Annotated in this window: 13 protein-coding genes; 5 read left to right on the forward strand and 8 right to left on the reverse strand. The window is 75.9% G+C overall.

Features of this window, described 5'->3' with window-relative positions:
* Nucleotides 1–63: 63 nt before the first annotated feature.
* Nucleotides 64–765, forward strand: a complete 702-nt coding sequence (locus ACUW6W_RS05030; protein ID WP_020625081.1) for a potassium channel family protein — start codon at nucleotides 64–66, stop codon at nucleotides 763–765.
* Complete coding sequence (locus ACUW6W_RS05035) at nucleotides 762–1,475, forward strand: potassium channel family protein (RefSeq protein ID WP_036382825.1); 714 nt, start codon at nucleotides 762–764, stop codon at nucleotides 1,473–1,475. Before ACUW6W_RS05030 ends, ACUW6W_RS05035 begins: the two co-directional genes overlap by 4 nt.
* Here the strand turns inward: ACUW6W_RS05035 and ACUW6W_RS05040 are convergent.
* From ACUW6W_RS05040 to dut, 4 genes are read right to left on the reverse strand one after another with little or no spacing between them, the layout of a single operon-like run.
* On the reverse strand, nucleotides 1,427–2,131 hold the full coding sequence (locus ACUW6W_RS05040; RefSeq protein ID WP_020625079.1) for a DUF3159 domain-containing protein: 705 nt from the start codon (nucleotides 2,129–2,131) through the stop codon (nucleotides 1,427–1,429). The two genes, ACUW6W_RS05035 and ACUW6W_RS05040, sit on opposite strands and share 49 nt — an antisense overlap.
* A 23-nt stretch (nucleotides 2,132–2,154) precedes the next feature.
* A complete protein-coding gene (locus ACUW6W_RS05045) occupies nucleotides 2,155–2,472 on the reverse strand; it encodes a single stranded DNA-binding domain-containing protein (protein ID WP_145950614.1) in 318 nt (105 codons plus the stop codon).
* Nucleotides 2,469–3,236 carry a DUF3710 domain-containing protein gene (locus ACUW6W_RS05050; protein WP_145950615.1) on the reverse strand — a complete coding sequence of 256 codons (768 nt, stop codon included), beginning with the start codon at nucleotides 3,234–3,236 and terminating at the stop codon, nucleotides 2,469–2,471. Before ACUW6W_RS05050 ends, ACUW6W_RS05045 begins: the two co-directional genes overlap by 4 nt.
* Nucleotides 3,233–3,715: a dUTP diphosphatase gene (gene dut, locus ACUW6W_RS05055; protein WP_020625076.1), complete on the reverse strand. Its 483-nt coding sequence runs from the start codon at nucleotides 3,713–3,715 to the stop codon at nucleotides 3,233–3,235. Before dut ends, ACUW6W_RS05050 begins: the two co-directional genes overlap by 4 nt.
* Before the next feature lie 117 nt (nucleotides 3,716–3,832).
* On the opposite strand from dut, the gene ACUW6W_RS05060 reads away from it, so the two are divergent.
* Nucleotides 3,833–4,375, forward strand: a complete 543-nt coding sequence (locus ACUW6W_RS05060; protein WP_098092592.1) for a DUF3093 domain-containing protein — start codon at nucleotides 3,833–3,835, stop codon at nucleotides 4,373–4,375.
* A 19-nt stretch (nucleotides 4,376–4,394) separates the two neighbouring features.
* Here ACUW6W_RS05060 and ACUW6W_RS05065 read toward each other — a convergent pair whose 3' ends face one another.
* The gene (locus ACUW6W_RS05065) at nucleotides 4,395–4,694 is read right to left on the reverse strand and encodes a DUF4193 domain-containing protein (RefSeq protein ID WP_002858157.1); all 300 of its coding nucleotides are present in this window, start codon (nucleotides 4,692–4,694) and stop codon (nucleotides 4,395–4,397) included.
* 291 nt (nucleotides 4,695–4,985) lie between these two features.
* On the opposite strand from ACUW6W_RS05065, the gene sepH reads away from it, so the two are divergent.
* Entirely contained in the window at nucleotides 4,986–6,410 is a 1,425-nt protein-coding gene (sepH, locus tag ACUW6W_RS05070; RefSeq protein ID WP_145950616.1) for a septation protein SepH, read from the forward strand.
* A 30-nt stretch (nucleotides 6,411–6,440) separates the two neighbouring features.
* Here sepH and ACUW6W_RS05075 read toward each other — a convergent pair whose 3' ends face one another.
* From ACUW6W_RS05075 to ACUW6W_RS05085, 3 genes are read right to left on the reverse strand one after another with little or no spacing between them, the layout of a single operon-like run.
* On the reverse strand, nucleotides 6,441–7,622 hold the full coding sequence (locus ACUW6W_RS05075; RefSeq protein ID WP_145950617.1) for a nucleotide pyrophosphatase/phosphodiesterase family protein: 1,182 nt from the start codon (nucleotides 7,620–7,622) through the stop codon (nucleotides 6,441–6,443).
* A complete protein-coding gene (locus ACUW6W_RS05080; protein ID WP_036382843.1) occupies nucleotides 7,619–8,287 on the reverse strand; it encodes a DUF5998 family protein in 669 nt (222 codons plus the stop codon). The genes ACUW6W_RS05075 and ACUW6W_RS05080 overlap by 4 nt, the downstream gene beginning before the upstream one ends.
* A 57-nt stretch (nucleotides 8,288–8,344) precedes the next feature.
* Complete coding sequence (locus tag ACUW6W_RS05085; RefSeq protein ID WP_044659531.1) at nucleotides 8,345–11,074, reverse strand: bifunctional acetate--CoA ligase family protein/GNAT family N-acetyltransferase; 2,730 nt, start codon at nucleotides 11,072–11,074, stop codon at nucleotides 8,345–8,347.
* 48 nt (nucleotides 11,075–11,122) lie between these two features.
* Between ACUW6W_RS05085 and ACUW6W_RS05090 the strand changes: the two genes are divergently transcribed.
* Entirely contained in the window at nucleotides 11,123–13,729 is a 2,607-nt protein-coding gene (locus ACUW6W_RS05090; RefSeq protein ID WP_454179891.1) for a DNA gyrase/topoisomerase IV subunit A, read from the forward strand.
* Nucleotides 13,730–13,785: the final 56 nt, after the last annotated feature.

Here is a 13,785-nt window from a genome sequence, read left to right on the forward strand (position 1 = left end):
CGAGGATGGAGCGCGCGTCGGCTCCCCGGCGCACGGAGCACCGCACGAGAGGCAGGGACGGGCATGGCCCACTACGTGATCGTCGGCGGCGGACGGGTGGGCACCCGGTTGGCGGCCGCGCTGGACGCGGCCGGTCACGGCGTCGCCCTCGTGGACCGCGACCCGCGGACCGTGGAGGGGCTGGCCCCCGGCTTCTCCGGCGAGCTCGTGGCCGGCGTGGGCTTCGACCGCTCCGCGCTGCTCGCCGCCGGCATCGACCGCGCGCAGGGCCTGGCGGCCGTGACCGCGGACGACAACACGAACATCATCGCCGCCCGCGTGGCCCGCGAGACCTTCCACGTGGACCACGTGGTGGCGCGCATCTACGACGCCGACCGGGCCCGGCTGTACCAGCGCCTCGGCATCCCCACGGTCGCCTCGATCCAGTGGACGGCCGACCAGGTGCTGCACCGGCTGCTGCCGGCCGGCACCGCCGATGCGGAGCACCGCGACGCCTCCGGCCGGTTGCTCGTGACCGAGCTGGTCCCCCACTCTTCGTGGTGGGGCCGTCGGCTGACCGACGTCGAGTCCACGGTGGGGATGCGCATCGCCTACCTCACCCGGCTCGGCGACGGCCAGCTGCCCCGGCCGGGCGACCGCCTGCAGGAGGGCGACGTGCTGCACGCCGTCTACCCGGTGGACCGCCGGGACCAGGTGGAGGCCGCCCTGCAGGGCGAGGCACGCGTGCCGGACGGCACGGACGAGGACGAGGAGGGACGGGCATGAGGGCCGTCATCGCCGGAGCCGGCGCCGTGGGCGCCTCCATCGCGCGGGAGCTGCACGCGCACGGCCACGAGGTGGTCGTCGTCGAGGCGCGCACGGACGCGGCCCGCAAGGCCGACGTCGGCGGCGCACGCCTCGTCCTCGGGGATGCGTGCGACCTGACCGTGCTCGAGCAGTGCGGCGCCCTGGAGGCGGACGTGCTCGTCGCGGCGACCGGCGACGACCGGGTCAACCTCGTGTGCTCCCTGCTGAGCCGCTCGGAGTTCGGCGTCGGCCGCACCGTGGCTCGCGTCAACAACCCGCTCAACGACTGGCTCTTCGACGAGTCGTGGGGCGTGGACGTGGCCGTGTCCACCCCCTCGATCATGACGGCGCTCGTGGAGGAGGCCGTGGAGACCGGGGACCTCGTGCGCCTGCTCAGACTGGAGGCCGGCGGCGCGGCGCTGTCCGAGTTCCGGGTCCCGGCGGAGCACTGGCTCGAGGGCCGGCGCATCGGCACCGTGTCCTGGCCGCAGGAGGCTCCGCTCGTGGCGGTCGTGCGCGACGGCGCCCCCCGGCAGGCGTCGGCGGACGAGGTCCTGGAGGTGGGCGACGAGCTCTTCTTCCTGGCCGCCGGCTCCGCCGAGCCGGCCCTGCGTCGCCTCCTCGTCGGCGAGGGCCGCGCTCAGGGACGCTCGGAGGCGGCGGAGTCCGCCGGCACGCCGTCGTCCTGACCGGGCGAGCTGACGGACCAGGCGAGCCAGAGCCCCAGGGCATAGAGCGGCAGGCCCATCACCAGGCGGGCCACCCCGAGCGCGGTGACGGCGTCCCCGAGGTAGAGGGGCACCTGCACCGCCAGGCGCAGCGCGAACACGGCCACGAGGATCCAGGTGGCCGCGGCGTAGGCGCGGCGCCGACGCCGGTGGGCCCGCCAGCGGGTGCCCTCGGCGCGCACGAGGCCGAGCACCAGGCCCGCCGCGGGCCAGCCCACGAGGACGGACACCGCGAACGCGAGGCCGTAGGCGGCGTTGGTGACGAAGCCCCACAGGTAGTAGTCGCGGGCCTGGCCGGTGGTCAGGGAGACCACGACGGACAGGACGACGACGGCGAGGCCGGCCAGCACCTGGACCGGCGACTGGCGCTGGACGAGGCGCGCGACGCCCAGCACGAGTGCGACCGCGACGGCCGCCACGCCGGAGGGCCACACCTGCTGGGTGGCGACGTAGCCGACCATGTAGACGAGGGTGGGCAGGGAGGCCTCGACGATGCCGCGCCAGCCACCGACGCTGCCCAGCGCGTCGAGGCGGCCGCGCTCGTCCAGGCGGGCTCGAGACGGCAGGGGGCCGGCCCCGTCCGGGGCGGCGGTGACGGGGCCACGCGGCTCGGTCATGGGCTCTCCTCTCGGGGCCGTGCTCAGAGCGTGGCCTCGGGCGCGTCGACCAGGTCGAACTCGGGGTTGTGCAGGGTGGGCACGCCATCCATCTGGGTGACGCGGCCGCGGACCGTCAGCCACTCCCCCGGCATGACGCCGGGCACGCGGCGCCGCCCGTGCCAGACCAGCTGCAGCGTCTCGGCGGGCGCCATGCTCCCGGGCGCGGGCAGGCGGTCGGCCAGGGCCGCGCGGAAGACGGTCGCCTCGTCCACGCCGGGCAGCGTGACGGAGGCGATGACGCCGCGGCGCTCGATGCGGCCCGCGGTGCCGGTCGGGTGGGCCGCGACGGCGGGGCTCACCGGGTCTCCGGACCGCGCTCGGGCAGCGCGGTGGCCTCCGGTGCCGTGCCGTCCCCCGGGCCGGCGGCGGTGTCCGCGAGCACGTCCCGGCCCTCGTCCGGGGCCGGGCGGCGACGCTGCAGCGGGCGCGCGTTGGGAGGCGGACGCAGGGGCAGCAGCTCGCGCGGCGGGAGCGGCTCGTCGCCCCGCACCACGACCAGGTCGGAGAACACCTGTTCCAGCGGCTCAGCGGCCTCCGGCTGGAAGGCGGCCTCGCCGTGGAACACACCGCGGACGAACCAGCGCGGACCGTCCACGCCCACGAACCGGGCGACGTTCCACCCCGGCGAGCCGTCCGGCAGCGCCGCCGGCACGCGCGTGAGGATCTCGATGCCGAAGCGGCCGGACTGCTCCTGCACGGTCGCATGGGCGGTGGTCGACAGGGAATCGTGCAGCTCGGCGCGCAGGTCGTCCCACAGACCCGTGCGGCGCGGGGCGCTGAACGCCTGGACCTGCAGCGCCGAGCGGCCGAGGCTGACGGTGGCGGCGACGATCCGCCTCGTCGCGTCCTCCACGTCGAGGCGCAGCTTCATGCCCTGGACCGCCCGCAGGCGCAGCGACCCCAGGTCGATCATGCCGACGGGATCCGGGCGGGTGGCGACGTCGTGCGGGCCGACGTCGACGGCCTCCGGCGCGGCGGCGATCTCGAGGTCGCGCTCCTCCAGCAGCTCGGCCGGCAGGCTGACCTGCTCGTGGCGCACGGTGCGGTTGCGTCCGAAGATCACGACGTCCTCCCAGGGGTGTTGTCGGCGGTGAAGCCGCCGGTCGAGCCGAAGCCGCCGGCCCCGCGCTCGGAGTCGGGCAGCGCGTCCACGGGCTCGAAGCGGGCCCGCACGACCGGCTGCAGCACGAGCTGGGCGATCCGGTCGCCGCGGCGCAGCACGATCGGCTCCGTCGGGTCCAGGTTGATCAGGGGCACCTTGATCTCGCCGCGGTAGCCGGCGTCGATGGTGCCGGGGGCGTTGACGACGCTCAGGCCGTGGCGGACCGCGAGGCCCGAGCGGGGGTGCACGAACCCCGCGTGGCCCTCCGGGATGGCCAGCGCCACGCCGGTCGGCACGAGGGCGCGCTCTCCCGGGGCCAGGGTCACGTCGACGGCGGTGCGCAGGTCCGCGCCCGCGTCGCCCGGCTGCGCGTAGGCGGGTGGGGCCAGGCCCGGATCGAGGGCGTGCAGGGGCACGGGCAGCTCGGCGGAGTCGGTCACGAGGCCCGACCCTACACGAGCACCCGTCGGCCCGGGGCCGCGTCGAGGCGGCCGGGCGGGCGCCCTCGCCGGTGCCGCGCGGCGGGACCGGAGTCCGGATGTGGGAAGCTGGGACCCATGCGTGATCCCCAGCAGCACCCCGTCGCCGATGCCTCCCGCCGCGCCCCCGGGGGCGCCGCGGCGGGACCCGATCCGGTCCTGTTCGAGGAGCGGTTGACGCCCTCCCCGGGGGTCTGGACCGTGGCGCTCATGCTGGCGGCGCTGACGATCCTCGTGTTCGCCCCGATCGACCTCGGGCTGGGCATCGCGGCCGCCGTCGTGTTCTTCGCCGTCGAGGTCCTGATCCTGGTGTCCACCACCCCGCGCATCGTGGTGCGCGAACGCACCCTCCAGGTGGGCCGCGCCAGCATCGAACGGCATCACGTCGGTCAGGTCACGGGGTATCGCGGCGAGGACGCCCGGGCCCAGCGCGGCCCGCTGCTGCACGGGCTGGCCTTCGTGAACGTGCGCGGCTGGATCGCGCCCGTCGTGCGGATCCAGCTGACCGACGAGCGCGACCGCACGCCCTACTGGCTGACCAGCACCCGGCGTCCGGAGGAGCTGGTCGCGGCCCTCGGCGGGACCATGGCCCGGCAGGAGGGGACGGCCGAGGACCGCTGACCGCCCCGGCGGCGGGGGCTCAGCCCTCGCAGTCGGTGCAGTAGATCAGGCCGTTCTTCTCACGCGCGGCCTGCGAGCGATGGCGGACGAGGAAGCAGGAGGCGCAGGTGAACTCATCCGACTGGGCGGGCAGCACCCGCACCATCAGCTCTTCACCCGAGAGGTCGGCGCCGGGCAGCTCGAACCCCTCGGCGGCCTCCGCCTCGTCCTCGTCCACGACGGCGGACTGGGTGTCCGTGCGCCGTGCCTTCAGCTCCTCGATGGAGTTCTGGCTCAGCTCTTCCTCGTTCTTGCGAGGGGCGTCGTAGTCAGTGGCCATGGGGTTTCACGCTCCGCTGGTGGGGGACGGCACCGGGACCGGTGCCGGCACTGCGCGGGCGGCGTCGTGGGCGGACCACGCATCACCGGCCTGCGCCGTTGCGCGTAGATTGTGCACCATGGCCGAACCCGTGCCAAATGTTGTCGGGCATGCTCGCCCAGGGCGGATTCGCGCGGGCGCTCGTCCCTCGCCCGGGCCGTGGTCTGTGGCCCGGCGGCTAGGATCGGGGCATGCCCGGCCGGGCGTCCACATGCCCGGTGACCAGAACACGATGTGGGAGGGACCACCGCCATGGCAGAGCTGCGACTGACCGGACCCACCGAGGACGGCGACGCGCTGCGCCTGTCGGGGCCGGAGGGTGAGGAGCACACGCTCGCCCTCTCCCCCTATCTGCGCCGGCTGGTCATCGAGGGCGCTGCGGCCGAGGACGGGCGACCGGCCGAGGACGGCCCCGCGGCCTGGCACGACATGACGGAGATGGACGCCCCCGGGGCGGACGACGAGGACGCCGAGGGACCGGTGGACGCGACGATGCACGCCGACGATGCCGCGGCGGAGGGCGAGCGGGCTCCCGAGGCGCCCTCCGGCCCGGCCCGGCCGGACGAGGACCTCGCGCTCACCCCGCGCATCGACCCGCGGCCCGTGGCCGACGACGAGACCGCGGACGGACCGACCCCGGCGCCGCTGACCGACCAGGAGTCCGTCAAGGCCGCCGCGACCCAGGAGGCCGTGCCCCTCACCCCCCGGGAGATCCAGCAGCGCATCCGTGCGGGCGCCTCCGTGGAGCAGGTGGCCCGGGAGAGTGGAAACGCCTTCTCGCGCATCCGCACCTACGGTCACCCCGTCCTGGCCGAGCGCGACTGGATCGCCCGGCAGGCCCGCGCCGTCGAGGTCTGGGTCGGCGGGCCCGACCTCTACTCGGACCTCGTCCAGGACGGCGGCCCCACGACGCTCGGGGAGCTCGCTGCGCACCGGCTCGCCGAGCTGGGCGTGGACGAGGCGAGCCTCGAGTGGGACGCGTGGCGCGAGGACCAGGCCGGCTGGACCGTGGCCGCCCGGTTCGCCGTGGCCGGCGCGAGGAGTCTGCCCACCCGCGAGGAGCCGCCGGCGGTCTGGACGTTCCGCCCGGCCGGACGCCACCTCGAACCCGAGAACGCCTGGGCCCGCGCCCTGTCCGAGGCGGAGGCCTGGGACCTGGTCCCCCGCGCCCCCGCGGCCGAACCGGTGACGGACGACGTGGACGCCGAGGACGCCGTGACCCCCGCGGGTGCGCACTCCCCGGCCGCCGACCGCGACGCCGATCTGCTGGAGATCCTGCGGGTGCGCCGGGGTCAGCGTGTGGGCGCGGACCTGGAGTCGGACGACGCGCTCGCGCACCTGATCGCTCGCGAGCACCAGGACCGGAGTCGGCGCGAGGCCGCCCAGGCGCCCGAGCGGCTCGCCCCGGTCGACGCCGAGGGGGCCCTGACGACCGCCGACGACGCCCCGGTCGTCGACGCGCCGGAACCGGCCGCCGAGACCGACCGCGCCGAGGACACTGCCGCAGACGTCGCGGACGCGGGTGTCGAGGACGAGGGGGCGGAGCCCGCGCCTCGCGAGCGTGCCGCGCGCCCTGCCATGCCGGCCGTCACGCCGCGCCCCCGGGCCCGCTCGGCCGCTCGCCGCGCGTCCGTGCCCAGCTGGGACGAGATCGTCTTCGGCCGCAAGGGCGACTGACCCCGGCCCGGCCCCGGCCGCGGGGCGGGCTCAGCGGTGCCAGGTGAGCAACGGGACCTCCCGCTCGGCGCGCGTGGGCGCGCCGTGCTGGCCCACCATCTCGAAGGCGTGCGGGGGCACCCGCCGGCCGTCGTAGAGGGCAAGATCCCCGTGCACGGCGACGAGCAGATCCCCGATGCGGGCACGGACCCGGTCCTCGACGACGGCGCCGAACCAGCCGGCGTCGACGGCCTCGTCCCGCGTGAGCACCCACGCGTGCGCCCCGTAGCGCTCGGCCCAGGCGCGCCGCACCCTCGCGCGCACGTCCGGACCCGCGTCGGACCGGAAGTGCAGCTGCACGAGGCGGGGCTCCCCCGCGGTGTGCGCGATCCCCTCGAGCAGCGCGGGGTCGGCGAGCTCCCCGGCCTCGTCCAGGGCGGCGTAGTCCACGCGGCGCGACGGCGGCACGTCGACCATGCCGTGGTCGCCGGTGGCGAGCACCACCGTCCCGGCGGGCACGCGGTCCACCAGGCGCCGCACCGCCGCGTCGATCTCCTCGAGGGCGTGCAGCCACCGGTCCGAGCCCACGCCGTCCCGGTGGCCGGCCTTGTCCAGCTCGTTGACGTAGAAGTAGACGAGCGTGGGCACGCGCGCGTCCTTCAGCACGCGTTCGACGGCCTGGGCGCGGGCGATCAGGGTGCGACCGGCCACGAACCGGCCGCCACGCAGCCCCGCCCGTGTCAGGGCCGAACGCTCGAAGGCGGGCAGCGAGACCGTGACGGCGTCCACGCCGGCCGCGGCGGCGCGCTCGAACACGGTGGGCTTCGGCTGCCACCCCACCGGGTCGGTGGCCTCGTCCCAGCCGCCCAGCTGGTTGATCACCACGTCCCGGTCCGGGTCGAGCACGTCGTAGCCGGCCACGCCATGCTCCCCGACGTCCAGCCCGGTCCCCAGGCTCGTGAGGGAGGCGGCCGTCGTGGTGGGCACGGCCACCTCGAGGACGCGGCCGCCGTCGGCCATCGCCGAGCGCAGCGTGGGGGCGTGGCCGCCGAAGCGCTTCAGCAGGGACCGTCCGAGGCCGTCCACCAGGGCGACGACCACGCGGCGACCCGCCGGGACCGCGAGCGCGTTCTCACAGTCCGGGACACCGAGGGCGGCCGCGGCGGAGGTCAGGACGGAGCGCAGGGCACGGTCGGCGGGGACCACGCCCGCGGGGGGGGCGGGCCCCGTCACGTGGTGGCCGCCAGGTGGGCGCGGCGCAGGGCCCGGGCGAAGGCCAGGGCGCCGTCGACGGCCCCCTGCCCGTCGGCGTCGGCGGCGACGCGGATCACGAGGTCCTCGCGGGTGGCGGTGCCGGTGTAGCCGTGGTCGAGGTCGCACTGGGGGTCGGCGCAGCCGGCGGGCTGCAGGTCCAGTCGCTGGCCTCCGGCCCACATCAGCCCGAGGGTCATCTCGGCCACGGGGTCGGACGGCCGGAAGCGGGCGGGGTCGGCGTGGCCGGTGGTCAGGACCACGGAGCCGAGGGCGCGGACCGGGACCATCTCGGTGGAGACCTGGGCGAGGACCGCCTGGCCGGCCGGGTCGGCGGCGTGGTCGTCGAGGTGGACGGCCAGCAGGGTGTCCCCGGCGAGCACGAGGGCCGTGATGTGCCGGTGGATCTCCTCGTAGTCGAAGTGCGTGTCCACGTGGACGAGGTGCGCGTCCGGGGTGCGGCCTTCGAGCTCGACGGCGATGGCGTGCGCCACGAGGTCCGGGTAGAAGCCGGCGCGGACGAGCGAGGCGTCGAGGCCGCCGCTGCCGTCCAGGGTGCGGGCCTCGCGCTGCCGGCCCTCGGCCTCGGGGGCGTCGGGGCGGTGGTCGGGACGGCCGGGCTCGTGACTCCTGCGGAACGGGCTCATGTCCCCCATGCTACGGGTCCGGTGCCGGGCCGTCCGGGCCCGCTGTGGACGGCCCGGTCAGCGGCCGCGCAGCGCGCGCCGGGCCGAGTCGGTTCGGCGGGCCGCGTTGGCGACGTGCACCTCGGCCTGCAGCACCGTCACGCCCTCGGGGGCGGCCAGCACGGGCGCGAAGCGCAGGCGGGCGACCTGCGGCAGGTCGTCCTTGAGGACGCTGACGCGGCCCACGAGGTCCTCCAGCGCGGCGAGGTCGACGGAGGGCACCCCGCCGGTGCCGCGCAGCTTCACGGCGGCGCGGGGGGCGCGGACCATGCGGGCCACGTCCCGGTCCGTGAGCGGGGGCACGCGGTGCACCCAGTCCCCCAGCAGGTCCGTGGCGTCGCCGGCGATGCCGAAGGAGACCACGGGGCCCAGCAGCGGGTCCTCGAGCGCCGTGAGCATGCAGGCCTGCCCGGCGGGGGCCATGGCCTGGACCTCGAGCTCGCGCACGCCGAACGGCGCGAGCAGACGGCGCATGTGCTCGACGTTGCGGCGCAGGGAGTCGGCGTCCACCACGTTCAGGCGGACGCCGCCCAGGTCGAGTCGGTGCCGCAGGTGGGGGTCCACGGCCTTGAGCGCCACGGGGAAGCCGAGCCGCTCGGCGGCCGCCACGGCCTCGTCGGCGGTCTCGAACCGGGCCGAGGGCAGCACGGTGATCCCGTAGTGGCCCAGCAGCGTCTCGGTCTCCTCGTCGGAGAGCCGGACGAGTTCGGTGCCCTCGGCACGCGCGGCGGCCGCCTCCACGAGCTCCTCGGCCTCGTGCGGGTGCAGGCCGGTCGGTTCGAGCGGCTCGCCGACCTCCTGGCGGCGCCAGTGGACGTAGTCCGCGAGCGCGCCGAGCACGGTCATGGCCTGCTGCGGCGACGGGTAGAAGGGCAGGCCGGGCTGCAGGGAGCCGGGCTCGGCGTCGTCACCCACGGGCCCGGTGGCGCCGAGCGTGGCGCCGCGGTAGCGCGGGGAGACGACGTCGGTCAGGCAGCCGAGCACGGGGATGCGGGCGTCCCGGGTCGCGTCCGCGAGGGCGTGGGCCAGCCGCTCCGGCTCGTCGTCCGCCTGGTGCAGGCCGAGGCGGGCCAGCACCACGACGGCGTCGGCCTGCTCGTGGCGGACGGCGTCCCGGACGGCGGAGACCAGCGTCTCGGCGGGCGGGGCGATGCCCTGTTCGCTGCCGACGAGGCCGACGGTGGCCGTGACCTCCAGCCCGGCCTCGGCCGCGGCGTCGCGGCCCAGCCGGTCCAGGGCGAGCGAGTCGGCCACGAGGACGACGCGGTGGCCCGTGGGCAGCGGCTGGCTGGCCACGGCCATGAGGATGTCGAGCATGGCCTCGTGCGTGTGGGCCTCGAGCACGCCGGTCTGGTCGAGCATCGAGTCCACGGCGCCCTCGGGGGCCTGGGTGGTGCGGGTCTCGTGGCCCGGGGGCAGGAAGCGCCCGGTGACGTCGGAGCGGACCACCACGACGGGCTTGGTGCGGGAGAGCCGCCGGGCGATGCGGGAGAACTTGCGCGGGTTGCCGAACGACTCGAGGTACACGCCGACGGCGGCGGTGTGGGGGTCCGCCTCGAAGAACTGCATGGCGTCGTTGCCCGAGACGTCCGCACGGTTGCCGGCGCTGATCGAGGTGGAGATCCCCACCCCGCGGCGCTTGACGCCGGCGGAGACCATGGCGCCGACGGCGCCGGACTGGCTGAACAGGCCGACGGGGCCGCGCTGGGCCAGGCCCGGGGACGGGGAGGCGTTGAGGCGGATCGCGGGGTCGGTGCGGACCAGGCCGGCCGAGGCCGGGCCGATCACACGCATGCCGTGGGCGCGGGCGCGGGAGACCAGGCGGCGCTGGGCCTCGAGCCCCTCGGCGCCGGCGTCGGCGTAGCCCGAGGTGAGGACCACGAGGCCCTGGGCCCCGGCCGCGGCGGCCTCGGGGATGAGGGCCTCGACCTCGTCGGCGGGCACGGCGACGACGACGAGGTCGACCGGCTCGCCGATGTCGGCCAGGGAGCGGTGGGCGGTGAGGCCCTGGACGTCCTCGGCGGCGCGGTTCACGGCGTGGACGGCTCCCGTGAAGCCCGCCTCGAGGACGTGGCGCAGCACGAGCGAGCCGACGGCCTGCGGATCGCGGGAGGCGCCGACGACGGCCACGGACGCGGGCTCGACCAGCTCGGCGACGCTGCGGGACTCGGCGCGGTGCTCGCGGGACTCGACGACGGCGCGCCACCGGGCGGTGGGGTCGATGGGGAACTCGACGGCCACGACGCCGTCCTCGAACCGGCGGGTCACCTCGAAGCCGGACTCCTGGAACACCGAGAGCATCTTGCGGTTCTCGGGCAGGACCTCGGCGGTGAAGCGGCGGATGCCGTTCTCGCGGGCGGCGACGGCCAGGTGCTCCATGAGGATGGAGCCCAGCCCGCGGCCCTGCGCGGCGTCGGAGATGTTGAAGGCGACCTCCGCGGCGTCGGAGTCCCCGTAGCGGTCGTAGCGGCCCACGCCCAGCAGGCGGCCGCCGCGGGTGATCACGAACGCCACCCGGTCCCGGTGGTCCACGTGGGTGAACCGGTCCAGGTCCTTGGCGCTCAGCTCGGACTTGTACGTGAAGTAGCGCAGGTAGATGGAGTTCTCGGACTGCCCGGCGTGCATGCGCTGCAGCTCGGCGGCGTCCTCGGGCGAGATGGGCCGCAGGTGGGCCGTCGCACCGTCACGGAGCACCACATCGGCCTCCCAGTGGGAGGGATATCCGCGGACGGCTTCGGTCTCACCCATAGGATCACTGTAGACAATCCCCGACGCCGTGAGGACTCCCCGACCACCATGATGGCCCGTTCATCCCGTTCCCGCCCCGCCGAGCAGGACGCCCCGCGCCCGCTGCCGCTGGAGCAGGAGAACATCGTCGACGTCGACGTCTCCGAGGAGATGGAGGCGTCCTTCCTCGAGTACGCCTACTCGGTGATCTACTCGCGCGCCCTGCCGGACGCGCGCGACGGCCTCAAGCCGGTGCAGCGGCGCATCCTCTACATGATGGCCCGCATGGGCCTGCGCCCGGACCGCGGCCACGTCAAGTCCGCCCGTGTGGTGGGCGAGGTGATGGGCAAGCTGCACCCCCACGGCGACGCCGCGATCTACGACGCGATGGTCCGCCTCGCCCAGCCGTTCTCCCTGCGCCTGCCCGTGGTGGACGGGCACGGCAACTTCGGCTCGCTCGACGACGGCCCCGCGGCCCCGCGCTACACGGAGGCCCGCATGGCCCCGGCCGCCCTGGCGCTCACCGCGGACCTCGACGAGGGCACCGTGGACTTCGTCCCCAACTACGACAACCAGCTCCAGCAGCCGGCCGTGCTGCCCGCCGCCTACCCCAACCTGCTCGTCAACGGCACCACCGGCATCGCCGTCGGCATGGCCACGAACATGGCCCCGCACAACCTGCGCGAGGTCGTGGCGGGCGCGCGCCACCTGCTCGCGGACCCCGAGGCGGACCTCGAGGCGATCATGGCCCACATCCCCGGCCCCGACCTCCCCTCGGGCGGCCGGATCGTGGGGCTCGACGGCGTCCGCGACGCCTACGCGACCGGCCGCGGCACGTTCCGCATGCGAGCCGCTGTCGCCGTGGAGCAGGTCTCCGCGCGTCGCACCGGCCTGGTCGTCACCGAGCTGCCGTACGGCGTGGGCCCCGAGAAGGTCATCGAGCGGATCAAGGCCGGCGTCGACGCGAAGAAGCTCAGCGGCATCGCCGACGTCGTGGACCTGACGGACCGCAAGAACGGGCTGCGCCTGCAGATCGAGCTCAAGTCCGGGTTCAATCCCCAGGCCGTGCTGGCCGCCCTGTACCGGCACACCCCGCTCGAGGAGACGTTCGGGATCAACAACGTCGCGCTCGTCGACGGCCAGCCGCAGACCCTGGGCCTGCTGCCCCTGCTGCGGGTCTACGTGGACCACCGTCTGGACGTGGTGCGGCGCCGCACGGGGCACCGCCTCGGCAAGCACCGCGATCGTCTCCACCTCGTCGAGGGCCTGCTGCTGGCGCTCGTGGACATCGACGAGGTCATCGAGATCATCCGTTCCTCGGACGACACCGCGGCCGCGCGCACCCGCCTCATGGGCGTCTTCGACCTCACCCAGGTGCAGGCCGATCACATCCTGGAGCTGCGGCTGCGCCAGCTGACGAAGTTCTCCCGCATCGAGCTGGAGGCCGAGCGCGACGAGCTGCAGGCCGCGATCGCCGAGCTCGAGGCGATCCTCGCCTCCGACGCGCGGCTGCGCGAGGTGGTCTCGTCCGAGCTGCAGGCCGCGGCCGACGAGCACGGCGACGACCGCCGCACGGTCCTGCTCGAGGCCGAGACCGCCGCGGCCCCCGCCGCCGGGCCCGCGCCGTCCGGGCCGACCCCCGCCGGCGCCGCGGAGGCCGGGGCGGACCTGATGGTCCCGGACACGGCGTGCTGGGCCCTGCTCTCCACCTCCGGACGCCTGCTGCGCACCGTGGACCGCACGCCGATCGCCCCGCAGGGCCGGCGCCGCAAGCACGACGCCTTCGCCTCCGTGGTCCCGACGACGGCCCGCGGCGAGATCGGGGCCCTCACCTCCGCCGGCGCGCTGCACCGCCTCCAGGCCGTCGACCTGCCGGTGGCCGGCGAGCCGTCCGCGGCCCCCGCGATGACCGCGGCCCTCCCCGCCGCGGAGCTGGTGCCCCTGGCCAAGGGCGAGACGCTCGTGGCCCTGGTCCCCCTGGACGCCGTCCTGGCACTGGGCACCGCCCACGGGGTCGTCAAGCGCGTCCGGCCGGAGTGGCCCCTGAACCGCCAGGTCGTCGACGCCGTCGCCCTGAAGGACGGCGACGCGGTGGTCGGCGCCGCCCCCGCTCCGGACGAGGCCGACCAGCTCGTCTTCCTCACCCGCACCGGCCAGCTGCTGCGCTACGCCGCCTCCGCCGTGCGCCCCCAGGGCCCGGCCGGCGGCGGTGTCGCGGGCATCCGGCTGGCCGCCGGGGACACGGTGCTCGCGTTCGGGGTGGCCCCCGCCGCCTCCCTCACCGAGACCGGTGCGGACGCCGCGGCCCACCCGCGGCCCGCCGTCGTGGTGACCGTGACGGACGGCGAGGCGGACGTGCTCGGCTCCGCCCCGGGCTCCGTCAAGGTCACCCCGCTCGGGGAGTATCCGGCCAAGGGCCGCGGCACCGGCGGCGTGCGCGCCCACCGGCTGCTCAAGGGCGAGAGCGGCCTCGAGCTCGGCTGGATCGGCGCTGCGCCCGCGCTCGCGGCCTCGCGGGCCGGGGTGGCCCGCGCGCTGCCGATCGAGTACGGGCGTCGGGACGGCTCGGGCGTGCCCGTGGACCAGCGCATCGAGGCCGTCGGTGCCGGCGCCTCCCCCGACCTCGTCTCGGCCCCGCCCGCCGAGGACGACGCCGTGGCCGTGTCCGCGGACTGACCCCGGTCCGGGGCGAGCCTGTTCGCCTCGGGCCGATCGACGCCCCGGATGGGCGC

The organism is Micrococcus sp. 093350064-1 (assembly GCF_053627955.1).

Excerpts from the sequence above, each read along its gene's own strand:
- ACUW6W_RS05030 (WP_020625081.1), top strand. The coding sequence starts at position 64 with ATGGCCCACTACGTGATCGTCGGCGGCGGACGGGTGGGCACCCGGTTG.
- ACUW6W_RS05035 (WP_036382825.1), top strand. The coding sequence starts at position 762 with ATGAGGGCCGTCATCGCCGGAGCCGGCGCCGTGGGCGCCTCCATCGCG.
- ACUW6W_RS05040 (WP_020625079.1), bottom strand. The coding sequence starts at position 2,131 with ATGACCGAGCCGCGTGGCCCCGTCACCGCCGCCCCGGACGGGGCCGGC.
- ACUW6W_RS05060 (WP_098092592.1), top strand. The coding sequence starts at position 3,833 with ATGCGTGATCCCCAGCAGCACCCCGTCGCCGATGCCTCCCGCCGCGCC.
- ACUW6W_RS05065 (WP_002858157.1), bottom strand. The coding sequence starts at position 4,694 with ATGGCCACTGACTACGACGCCCCTCGCAAGAACGAGGAAGAGCTGAGC.
- sepH (WP_145950616.1), top strand. The coding sequence starts at position 4,986 with ATGGCAGAGCTGCGACTGACCGGACCCACCGAGGACGGCGACGCGCTG.
- ACUW6W_RS05080 (WP_036382843.1), bottom strand. The coding sequence starts at position 8,287 with ATGAGCCCGTTCCGCAGGAGTCACGAGCCCGGCCGTCCCGACCACCGC.
- ACUW6W_RS05085 (WP_044659531.1), bottom strand. The coding sequence starts at position 11,074 with ATGGGTGAGACCGAAGCCGTCCGCGGATATCCCTCCCACTGGGAGGCC.
- ACUW6W_RS05090 (WP_454179891.1), top strand. The coding sequence starts at position 11,123 with ATGATGGCCCGTTCATCCCGTTCCCGCCCCGCCGAGCAGGACGCCCCG.